The 11,401-nt window shown below is 59.4% G+C and carries 7 protein-coding genes; 5 read left to right on the forward strand and 2 right to left on the reverse strand.

The annotated features are described in order from the left end of the window. On the reverse strand, window positions 1–920 hold a 920-nt coding region (locus PH547_RS33075; RefSeq protein WP_285170445.1), incomplete at its 3' end, for a nucleotidyltransferase family protein. Between the two features lie 1,239 nt (window positions 921–2,159). Between PH547_RS33075 and hflK (PH547_RS33080) the strand changes: the two genes are divergently transcribed. The 5 genes from hflK (PH547_RS33080) to PH547_RS33100 all read left to right on the forward strand — a co-directional run bounded on the left by hflK (PH547_RS33080) (window position 2,160) and on the right by PH547_RS33100 (window position 9,795). Next, a complete protein-coding gene (hflK, locus tag PH547_RS33080) occupies window positions 2,160–3,863 on the forward strand; it encodes a protease modulator HflK (protein ID WP_285170446.1) in 1,704 nt (567 codons plus the stop codon). Further along, entirely contained in the window at window positions 3,860–4,861 is a 1,002-nt protein-coding gene (hflC, locus tag PH547_RS33085; RefSeq protein WP_285170447.1) for a protease modulator HflC, read from the forward strand. The genes hflK (PH547_RS33080) and hflC overlap by 4 nt, the downstream gene beginning before the upstream one ends. Before the next feature lie 82 nt (window positions 4,862–4,943). Beyond that, entirely contained in the window at window positions 4,944–5,906 is a 963-nt protein-coding gene (gene hflK / locus PH547_RS33090) for a protease modulator HflK (RefSeq protein WP_285170448.1), read from the forward strand. Continuing rightward, entirely contained in the window at window positions 5,903–7,873 is a 1,971-nt protein-coding gene (locus tag PH547_RS33095) for a heavy metal translocating P-type ATPase (protein ID WP_285170449.1), read from the forward strand. The genes hflK (PH547_RS33090) and PH547_RS33095 overlap by 4 nt, the downstream gene beginning before the upstream one ends. A gap of 449 nt (window positions 7,874–8,322) precedes the next feature. Beyond that, the gene (locus PH547_RS33100) at window positions 8,323–9,795 is read left to right on the forward strand and encodes an ISL3 family transposase (RefSeq protein WP_285170450.1); all 1,473 of its coding nucleotides are present in this window, start codon (window positions 8,323–8,325) and stop codon (window positions 9,793–9,795) included. Window positions 9,796–10,172: 377 nt separating this feature from the next. Here the strand turns inward: PH547_RS33100 and PH547_RS33105 are convergent. Then, a partial coding sequence (locus PH547_RS33105; RefSeq protein WP_285170451.1) for an Nramp family divalent metal transporter occupies window positions 10,173–11,401 on the reverse strand: 1,229 nt, incomplete at its 5' end.

Here is an 11,401-nt window from a genome sequence, read left to right on the forward strand (position 1 = left end):
GATCGCCTTGTCTGCTGCAGAGCTTCGAAGAGCAGCGCAGCTTGTCGGATATCCTTCTCACGCTTCGCCGGCCCCTGCCCGTCGGTGTTTCGGCGGCTGGCGACTATGAGCTTGTGGACCGCATACCGGGACGGATCAGGGACGACGACTGGGACACCGCTTCGGTGGAGCAACATTGTCCTGACGGGTTCCCTTATGAGGAAGTCGAGAAAGCGCAGTGGATCCGCGCTGGCGCCGCCAAGAGCGGGCATCTTCGCCGGCTGATCGATGTAGTCATCCGAACCACGGTTCGACGTCAGGAACTCAACTCTGTAGCCGTCGGCATTTTGAAACGCCGACGAGGCCGCGGAGCCCGATCGATGTGGAACTGGCCGGAAGCTAGCGTCGACGCCCTGCAGCAGCTCAAGGATCGGAGGCAGACTATCTTCAACCTCCCGACTGATAGCATAGTCCTGGGCAATGTCCGCATCGCCGGTCAGGATCGCAGCCATGGGAAGGCGGACGCCCAGCAGTCCTGAATAGCACTGAAAGGCCACCGTGCCGATGAGAACACCCCGGAGCCGAAAGAGACCGCCATCGGCAAGAGCCTCGACGATATCGCCCGACATGGCGTCAGGGGCGATCATCCCGCCCTCGCGGGTCAGGGTATTTACCAAGCGCCTGCGAGCGCGTAGATCATCCTTGTCCCGCTTATGATCAGCTACGCGCTGCGCGATAACCGGATCATCAGCGGAACCGACGTAACGACGTTTCGTACCACCATGTCCATCCGGGATGTCGAAATACCAGTACTTGCGCCCCTTAACGTTCGCCGGGGTGAACCGACCCTCCGGAGGGAAATCGGCCGTCCAAGCGGCATCGAGCGAGCGCTGACCGAGCTCGGCGAGCATCGTCTGATACATGAGGTCGATTGACTTCATAAGCTCGGCTCCCTGTTATACTTTTTTTCAAAAACAGTATAACCAGCGAGAGGACAGGTCGCAAGATTGGGAGGACACCTCTGTCGTCTTGATAGGACTGGAACTACGGGGCCTTCCTGTTCACGACGATTGCGACGGCAGAATCGCGCTAAAAGCAGACGTCATGCTTTATGGGGTAAACGGCCGCCTCGATCGAAATGCTGCCATGGCTGTATCCCGGCCACGCATTCCTGGATAAGGCAGCTGCATCATGGCAAACCACCGCTCCCGTGCGGTGGTCATGCCGATCTCGTGGATCAGCTGGCATCTCGCCAGGTCTTCGACACGATCGACACCGCCCATCTTGTCGCAGTATTCCGGAGAGCACACAGGCGACACGATCTCATTCGTGATGCGCCCGGCCGACGCGAAGGGATATTACCCGTTGCCATAGCGGAGCGCCACGTCGACATGGCCGGAGCCAAAGTCGATAGGGACGTCTGTAACTTCCAGGTGGACGTCCAGGATGGTCTGCCATGAGGCGATGTCAGCCATTTGCTCGCGAAGGACACGCCGCAACTGACCACGAGGCGGCTCGTATCGTTTCTGCGCATGATGTCATCGGATTCCCGCGAAAGCTCCGACCGGAGCCTCGTGACAGTGCCGAAGTAGGATTGCCCCGCTTCGGTTAATTCGATCCTGCGGGTGTCATGTGAACCTTGGTCACACTTTCCGATGCTTTCAATCAGCACTCAAGTAGCGGACATTCAACGAAAGCTTAGTTCATCCCGCCGGGCCAGGCGCCTCTTCGTTGCGTGGGTCAAGGCAAGCCTTGCAGATAAAACGACGATACGTAATAACGTATCTCGACGGCCGAATGGGCCGCGACGCTCGCGAGGCAGATGCAGATCTTTCTTCGATGCGCTACGGACGAACGCGTAAAGTATGGCGATGCCGAACACTAATCCCGACGATATTCAGCAGTTTCCTGAGATCAAAGACCGAGCAGATTTCCAATTTGCCGCGGTTCAAGCGCATGATCTTGCGAGTCAAGGCTTCAGCATCTCCGCCTTCGCGGCCCTGCTTTTGCTGGGCGCTCTGATTGCGAATACCTTTAGCCTTAACGCAGTCTGGATCGCGTTCTTCTGCGACAACGCGGCTGCACTGATTGTTTTTGGAACCGGTCTTCGATCTGCCTACGACATCGCACGATGGCGCAGGGCGCAGGCCGGCCTTGCCAGCATACCGCTTAGACGAGCTATGCAATGGATCATTGCCGTCGTCAGCTCGCCGTGGTCGACCGAGGACACGAGGGAGCCGGATTGGGTCGAGCGATGGAGTGGGAGTGCATTCCTCGCGGGGCGGTCCCTCATGTCGCGCGTCGGCACCCGCCCGCTTCGGATCTTCTATCTCGCTCTCTTCGCATGTTTGATCGTCTATGCCGGTTGGAGCCCGAATGCGAATGCCATATCGATCGGAACGATGGGCTTTCTCATTGCTGCGATTTCCCTGTCTTTCGCGTTCCATCTGCTGGTGACAGAGAGACGGCTCGCGGCTATCGATGCGCTGGAGTGGCGAGAGGCTAAAGCAATCTCGCAAATGGCGCGCGTGCCGATCTTTGTGCTCGTTCTGTCTTGTTTTTGCTTGCTCCTGAGCACACGCATGCCTGGACTGTCCATTAAATTGCTGGCGGCGCTGGGAGGCTTTGTCACGCTTGTCGGGCTTGAGTTGCTGCTCCGCGCGATTACCGCCATGTTCCGCCCGCAAAGCGACAGCCGCGAGCCAGCTTTGATCGCCGCCAGTGTTGTTACCGGCATTCTCCAGTGGCCGCCGCAGCCCTTAGTCGGCATTCAATCCGAATTGCAATCCAAACACGGCATCGACCTTCGGCAGATCTGGGCCTTTTCATTCATTCGAAAAACCGCACCAGCCATCATCCTCGGGACACTGCTTCTCGGCTGGCTGTTGAGCGGCGTGCGCGAAATTCCGATGAGCGACCGAGGCGTTTATGAGCGGTTCGGCAAGGCCGAGGGCATCCTGCATTCCGGCCTCCATATCGGCCTTCCATGGCCGTTTGGCCGTGTCATTCCTGTCGAGAACGGCAGCGTGCATGAACTGGCAACCTCCGTTAGCGCGAACAGCAATGTCGAACCGCTGGCCGATGCCGAAGGGCCAGCGCCCGAAAGCGCCAACCGGCTGTGGGATGCCTCGCATATCAGCGAGAAATCGCAAGTCATCGCCAGCGGCAGCGAGCAAGGTTTTCAAATCGTCAACATGGACGTGCGGGTCGTTTACCGCATCGGCCTTTCGGATCAGGCGGCGATGCAGGCCGCCTATCGGGTCGCCGATCTGCCGGTCTTGATTGAAAGCACGGCCAACCGTGTATTGGTGCATGACTTTGCCACAAGAACGCTCAATGATGTCTTGAGCGAAAGCCGATCGTCGTTGGCCGACGATATCGGCTCCGCCATCCAGAAGACTATGGACGATCTCAACAGCGGCGTCGAAATCCTCGCGGTCGTAATCGAGGCTATCCACCCTCCCGCTGGCGCGGCCAATGCCTTTCACGGCGTCCAGGCAGCTGAGATCAGCACGGAGGCGCTGGTCGCACGCGAGCGCGGCAGGGCAGCCGAACAAGCGAATATTGCGCAATTAAATGCCAGCCTCGTCCGGAACAATGCGTTGGCGACCGCACGGGAAAGCATAGCGGCTTCGCAGGTCTCAAAACTACGCTTCCAGGCCGAGCAATCGGCATTTCGCGAGGCAGGCCAATCGTTTCTGACAGAGGAATACTTCAACCAATTGACCACGGGACTATCCCATTCGAAGGCTCTCGTCCTCGATCACCGAATCGGAGGCAATATTGCTCCAACGCTTGATCTGCGAAGTATGACGTTGCCGACCGATCCCGATACGAGCGCAGAGCCTAACACTCCCTACCAAAGCGAAGAAACCGGCCCATGACTGACGCGCACGCTCATCCGCACCCAGACCACGATCATCATCATTCGCGAGGCGATGATCACAACGAAACGATGCCCTTTCGGTGGTCCCGCCTGGTCGTTGCCGTGATTGTCGTCGCGGTTATTCTAATCGCCGCCTGCCTCGTCCAGGTAAGATCGGGGGCCGCAACCATCATCACCAGATTTGGCAATCCCGCCCGCGTTCTAATCGACCCCGGCCTTGCCTTTCGGCTTCCCATTCCCCTCGAAAAGACCATCGACGTGGATTTGCGGGCAAAATCGACCTCCAGCGGCCTGCAGGATGTCGGAACCAAGGATGGGTTGCGGATCATCGCACAGGCCTATGCGATCTGGCAGGTCCCGCCCGATTCGGAGGCGATCACGCGCTTCGTCCGCTCGGTCCGGAACCAGCCGGACCAGGCGGCGGCGCAAATCCGCACCTTCCTCGGATCGTCGCTCGAAACCGCGGCGAGCAATTTCGACCTGTCGTCGCTGATCAATCCTGATGCGGACAAGCTCCGGATCGATGCCCTCGAAGCGCAGCTCAAAGCGCAGATCGAGAAACAATTATACGATGCCTACGGCTTGCAGGTTGTCGATGTCGGCATCGAACGCCTGACACTGCCCTCGGTGACGTTGAACGCGACGGTCGACCGCATGCGGGCCGAACGTGAGACGATCGCCACCGAACGCGCGGCGGTCGGCAAGCGCCAGGCCGCCGAAATCCGCTCCGCTGCCGAACGCGACGCGAGAATTTTGCAGGCGGATGCGACCGTGAGGGCTGCCGAGATAGAGGCAAAATCCCGCATCGAAGCGGCGCAAATCTATGGGACGGCCTATAAGAGTGCACCGCAGCTCTACGAATTGCTCCGCTCCCTCGACACACTCGGCACGATCGTCAATTCCAATACGCGCCTTGTCCTTCGCACAGATGCCGCACCCTTCCGAGCGCTGGTCGACGGCCCCCCTACTGCCGCATCGGCTGGCGGAGCGCGTTAGAGAGATGCGCACGGTGGGGGATTGGAATTCGGCAGCGCAGCACCAGGCGGTTCACGTGGTTTCCGTGCTACTGTCTGCAATCATGGTGCTTGCGGCCGTGGGCTGGGCGACTTCGAACATCAGGGAGATTGCGCCGCAAAACCGGGCCGTTGTTGTGCGGTTGGGCGCCCTGAACCGCGTGCAGGACTCCGGCCTGCTGTGGGCCCTGCCCGCGCCCTTCGAGAAGGTCCTGCTTCTGCCCGACGCGGCAACGGTACTGGAACGCCGGATCAACGGATTGCTTCGCTCGCCCGCAGCTCAGTCTAGCGAAACTGACGCCGTGACGGAGAGCGATGCCCGGGCAGGATCTGGATATCTATTAACTGCCGACGCCAGTGTCGTTCAGCTCGACATCCGCATCTTTTATCGAGTGACCGACCCCTTCGCTTATGTCTTGCAGGAGGAACATCTGCTTCCCGCGCTGGATCGTCTCGTGATCCGTAGTGCCGTTGTGATCTGCGCCTCACGAGACCTGGATAGCATTCTGGTTGCGCGCCCCGAACTGGTCGCCGCCGACGGCGATATCACGGCGCGTCGCGAGCGGTTGCGGGCTGATCTGGTAAAGAACATCAACGCCAGCCTGGACGCCCTGAAATCGAAAGGCATGAGTCTCGGGATCGAGATCGATCGAGCCGATGTTCAATCCGCGCTTCCGACGGCGGCCGTCAGCGCGTTCGATGCGGTGCTAACGGCAAGCCAGCAGGCGGAGCAGGCGATTGCCTCGGCACAAAACGATGCCGAGAAGGCCAGGCAGTCCGCCGATCAGGAAGCCGACCGGCTCGTACAGGTGGCAGAAGCGCAATCCAGCGAACGGCTGGCAAAAGCGCGCGCCGACACGGCCACCGTCATAGGCCTGACAGGCGCGCGAGGATCCGATAGCGACCCGGGTCTTCTCTGGCGTCTTTATCGAGATCGCGTTGCCAAAATCCTGTCGCAGGCAGGTTCGGTGGTTACCGTCGACCCCCGAGACGATGCACGCCTCATTCTGCAAGGAGCCGACAAATGAGCGTTGCGACGGATCATTCACACGGCTCCCATGATCACCATGCGCACCATCATGGCCATATGCTCAGTACCGGCCTGCTGACTGCAAAGGAAAAACAAGCAGCGGCACTCCAACTTACCCTGGCCATGATCGCCTTGAGCCTGCTCGCGCTCGGCATTGCCTGGCGTTGGTTTGCGTCAGACGAAGAGGGAGTGAGCCAGGTCCTGCTGGCAGTCGCCTCACTGATCGTCGCGGTTCCGGTCGTCCGGTCCGGTTGGCACAGTCTGCGCCATCCGAGCCTGCATGGCATTACCGATCAGTTGATCGCCCTGGCCATGCTGGCCGCCTGGGCGACGGGCGACCTTCTGACCGCCGCCCTTCTGCCGATCATCATGATATTCGGCCATGTGCTGGAAGAGCGCAGCGTCATCGGTTCGAAAGAGGCGATGGAGGCGCTGGCGCGTCTGACCCGCAGCCACGCACGGCTTATCACGCCGGAGGGCGGGACGCTTGAAGTCGATAATGTCGCGCTGAAGCCGGGAGATCTGGTGGAAGTGAGAGCGGGAGACCGCATTCCCGCCGATGGTCGCGTCCGGGTGGGAGAGGCAAGCCTGGACACCGCGCCGATAACCGGAGAGTCCGTGCCCCTCGAAGTCTCCACCGGCATGGATGTCTTCGGCGGTGCGATCAATCTAGACGGTCGCCTTGAGATCGAGGTGACTCACATCGGCGAGGATTCAACGCTTGGAAAGATCATCGCGCTGATGCAGCGCGCGGAAGGCGCAAAGCCGCCGATCACCCGACTGCTGGAACGGTATGCCCAGCAATATTTGGGTTTCGTGTTGACGATGGCCGCCATCGCTTGGTTTCTCACCTATAACGACCAGGTCATGCTTGCGATCCTGGTTGCCGCCTGCCCGTGCGCGCTGGTCCTATCGGCGCCGGCGACGGCGATTGCCGGCATTGCGGTCGCGGCACGCCACGGCATCCTCATCCGCAGCTCGGCATTTCTGGAGGAGCTCGCTGATCTGAGGTCGCTGGTCATCGACAAGACCGGCACTCTCACCTTCGGGCGACTTCGGCTGCAAGAAATTAGACTGATCGGCAATACGGATCAGGACGCTGTCCTAGCTTTGGCGGCATCGTTGGGGGCTGCCAGCAGCCACCCTGTCAGCCGCGCCATGGCTTCGCTCGTCGCGCATGGCGACTATGATCCGCTGACAAATGTCCGGGAAATCCAAGGTCTGGGTGTAATTGCTAGCGCCGCCGCAGGCGAAGTCGCTCTTGGCCGCCCCGAGCTCTTTGAACGCATGTCCGTTGGCGTTCCTTCCGTTCCCGTGCACGACGGTCCGCTCGCCGGGATATCTATAGACGGGGACTTCGTCGCCTGGCTATTGCTGTCCGACACCCTCAAGCCGGAGGCCTCGGACGCGATGAAGGATTTGCGGGCGCTCGGCCTCAATCGCCAGCTTCTGCTGACCGGCGACCGTCACTCCGTCGCGCAAGCCCTGGCGCAGAAGATTGGCATAAACGACGTCCTGGCTGAGGCCCTGCCGGCTGACAAGCTGAACCGCGTGTTGAGCGAAACGAAAAGCGGCTTCAAACCTCTTGTCGTCGGCGACGGGATCAACGACTCGCTCGCCCTAAAGGCCGGCACTGTCGGGATCGCCATGGGCGCGGGCGGCGCCGACGTCGCACTGGCGTCCGCGGATATCATCTTGATCGGAAGCGATTTGCGACGGCTTGGCACGTGCATCCGCCTTAGCAGACTATGCCGCCGGACATTGCAAACCAACGTCATCATCGGCCTCGGCTGGACTGTCGCGATTGTCGCATTGGCGAGCCTTGGTTTTCTTGGAGGGGCAGGAGCCGTTGTCGCGGCGATCCTGCACAATTTCAGTACTTTGCTTGTTCTCGCCAATGCCGGGCGCTTGATGAGATACGACGAGCCGCTCCTAGCGTCCGCGACTGCTCTCAATCCGCAATAATGTTGGGAACAGATGAATGCCGGAATTGTGCCAATTCGATCTCGTCGCGCCGGTCGTTCTAAAGCAAATTTGAGCCTCCCAGCCCCGGGTTTCCACGCGAGGTTTTTAGGAGCGCGCTTCGCTGCTATTTGGTGCTGGAGGAGAGTGCGTTGATCGGGGCATAAGCCTAACTGCTATGAGCTCTAAGGTCTGAGGTCGTCTTCGGAAGAAAAATCGGTCGCGAGACAATTGTGCAACTTCAATATCCTTCTCCGCGGGCCACTATGCCAGAGCGGAGCGTACGACGCTCTGCTCCGACGGCAATGGTGTCGTTTTGCATTTAACCGGGTTCTTCCTCAATTTCTGTGGTTAACAGGAATTAGCGCCTCGACTGCTATCTGCGAGGATGCGAGCGCAGCTGAAATGGTCACCCGGCCCAGGGGTCAAAATTCTGGGTATCACCCTTCAAGATGAAGAAAAACTGGGTCGTGTCCGCTGCTGCGAAACCTGTCGGTATCTGCCCGGATTGTGGAACGCGAAGTCGGCACCGGCACGGCTGGCACAACCGCCGTCTCCAGGACTTGCCTGTTCAAGGTCAAGCTGTGAAAATCAGACTCGCACTGAACCGGTGGCAGTGTCGACACCGGAAATGCGGGCGACGAACCTTCACCGACAGGTTGCCCGAGATTGCTGCACCCTATATGCGACGAACTGAGCGGATGGCTGAAATTGTGGGCTTGGTTGGCCACAGAATGGGCGGTCATCCGGGAGAGAACTTGATGCATCGGCTCGGCATGCCGGTCAGCGACGACACGATCTTGCGGCAATTGAAGCGCGGTAATCCGGCGTCCATACAAAAAGACACTATTCGGGTTGTGGGCATCGATGATTGGAGCTGGCGGCATTCCTCGCGTTACGGGACGATCATGGTCGATCTTGAGCGTCATTCGGTCGTCGATGTCTTGGAGGACCGCAGCGTCGAAAGCGCAAGATTTTGGTTGCAAGAGCGTCCGACGATCGAGGTCGTGAGCCGCGATCGCTGTGGTTTGTATGCTCAGGCAGCCCGAGAGGGCGCGCCCCAGGCCCGCCAGGTGGCTGACCGTTTTCACCTGGTTCAAAATCTCAGGGAGGCAATCAAGGAGCAGATGAGCGTTTATGGTCACGCCCATGTTAGACCCATACTCTCCGAAGATGCTATCGCCAGCGCCAGGTCACAACAGCGCCGTGCCCGCTTGGCGCACAGGCAATCTCGTCAGGAAATATTCGACACGCTTGAAGCGTTGCGGCAGCAGGGCCTCACCTACAGCGAGATTGCAAGGCGGACAGGATACGAGCGCCGCAGCATCGCGAATTGGCTTGCTTCCAATGCACCTCGAGACAGAAACCGGGCAGCATTGAATCCGACATCGCCGCTGTATTTTGAAGCTTTCCTGGCTGAATGCTGGAAAAATGGAAACCGGGTCGGGCGCCATCTGTTTTACGATATCAAGAACCGCGGTTACACGGGCAGCCGCTCCAATCTGGAGCGCTTGCTGAAGGTGTGGCGTGAAGTCGAAAACATCCAACCTGACGACCCGCCTCCGGATATAGATGTTTCAGAACCCATCCGCGATCCTGACACTGGCCATATGATCTCGTCCGTGGTGGCTGCAGCTTTGTGCATACAACCGCGCGGCCTGCTGACAGATCGTCAGGCCAGAAAGGTCAATGCATTGAAGCAGGGTTCTCGAGCGTTCGCCATCATGCGTGGCTTGGCCATGCGTTTCGCCAGCGTTGTGCGCCGGGATATTGATGCCGTCAAAAATGCAATCGAACTCCCGTGGAGCAACGGTCAAGCCGAAGGGCAGATCAACCGCCTCAAGATGCTGAAGCGAGCAATGTACGGTCGCGCCGGCCCAGAACTGATGAGGGCGAGAATGCTGCCGCTGAGTCACAAAAATTGAGGATGAACCCGTTTAAATGCCACACGACAACGGCTGCTCTATCACCACGTCGAAAACCTTTTGGAGCTCATCGATCTCCTCAGGTTGAAGCACTCCCTCAATCAGGTGATGGTAGGTGCGCATTGCCGGTCTCCCTCGAAGAGGCGGGCCTCGTGATCGACGACGAGGCCGAGCCTCGCGGAGATCTTAATAGGTCCTCCGATGGCGGGCAATTTCGTTTTGATGCAACGGAGATACCTTCGGCTTCCTGGCGGCGCTGCGCTTTGCAAACAAACACGCCGAGATGAGAAGTCCGCGAGAGCGGGCTTCTCGCGAACTCGATCGCGAGTTCTTATGGCTCTGCTGACCAGCTTTGACATGCAGTTCGCGCCCAATGCTCAGAAGAGTGCAGTCCCGGCCATGCCGATCACGGCGGCGAACATCGCAAGGCAAGAGGCCCAGCCAAATGCTTTCAAGGCGCCTCCGATAACAAACTGCTTCATGACCTTCCGATTGGACGCGATCAGCATCAGGATCACCATGACGGGAACCGAGACGATCCCATTGATGACTGCGCTCCAGAACAAGGCCTTCATTGGCGCGATCGGCGTAAAATTCAAAAGCATTCCGACAGCCGTCGCCAGCCCCAGCGTGGTGTAGAAGGCCTTCGCCTCGCTAGGCTCGCGCGACAGTCCGACCTTCCAGCGTGCCGCCTCGCCGACCGCATAGGCTGCCGAACCGGCAAGAACTGGGACCGCCAACAAACCGGTTCCGATGATGCCGGTCGCAAAGATGATCTTGGCAAAGTGCCCGGCGAGCGGCTCGATCGCTTTCGCAGCATCGACGGAGCTCTCGATATTGGTCGCACCCGCCTTGTTGAGGGTCGCCGCAGTCGTCGTCATGATCGCAAGCGCGACGATATTGGAGGCGGCCATGCCGATCAGCGTATCCAGGGTGATCCGCGTCTCGGCCCGTTTTGCCTCTTGCGGATGCTTCACCAGTGCTTCCTCGCGGGGCTTCTCCTTCAGGTCTTCGGCCTCCTGGGAGGCTTGCCAGAAGAAAAGATAGGGGCTGATGGTCGTGCCGAAGATCGCGACGATCATCGACCAATAATTCGGATCCGCCTTAAATGTCGGCAGCAGCAGCCCGCGCGTGAAGTTCGACCAGTCGACATTTACGACAAACAGAGTCGCAATGTAGGAGAGTAGCGCCAGACTCAGCCATTTCAGGACCGCGACGTAGCGCTTGTACTTCAATAGGACCTGGAAGAGGACGCAGATGACACCGAAGGCAGCGACATAGATCAACGGGTTACCGTTGATCAGCAAATGAGCCGCGTCTCCCATCGCTCCAAGATCGGCGCCGAGATTGATGACATTCGCGAGCAGAAGCGGGACGGTGACGCTCACACCGACCCAGCGCGGATAACACTGGGCCATGCTGCCCGCCAACCCCCGACCTGTGGTCCGGCCGATGCGGGCACTGATCATCTGCACGGCGACCATCAGCGGATACGTCAGTATCAGCGTCCAACTCACAATGTAGCCGAATTGCGATCCCGCCTGAGAATAGGTCGCGATCCCGCTCGGATCGTCGTCCGAGGCGCCGGTGACCAGGCCAGGCCCCA

It is taken from the genome of Rhizobium cerradonense, from assembly GCF_030182455.1.
In the GTDB taxonomy this organism is placed as follows: Bacteria; Pseudomonadota; Alphaproteobacteria; order Rhizobiales; family Rhizobiaceae; genus Rhizobium.

Excerpts from the sequence above, each read along its gene's own strand:
- PH547_RS33095 (WP_285170449.1), top strand. The coding sequence starts at position 5,903 with ATGAGCGTTGCGACGGATCATTCACACGGCTCCCATGATCACCATGCG.
- hflC (WP_285170447.1), top strand. The coding sequence starts at position 3,860 with ATGACTGACGCGCACGCTCATCCGCACCCAGACCACGATCATCATCAT.
- PH547_RS33100 (WP_285170450.1), top strand. The coding sequence starts at position 8,323 with ATGAAGAAAAACTGGGTCGTGTCCGCTGCTGCGAAACCTGTCGGTATC.
- hflK (WP_285170448.1), top strand. The coding sequence starts at position 4,944 with ATGGTGCTTGCGGCCGTGGGCTGGGCGACTTCGAACATCAGGGAGATT.
- hflK (WP_285170446.1), top strand. The coding sequence starts at position 2,160 with ATGCAATGGATCATTGCCGTCGTCAGCTCGCCGTGGTCGACCGAGGAC.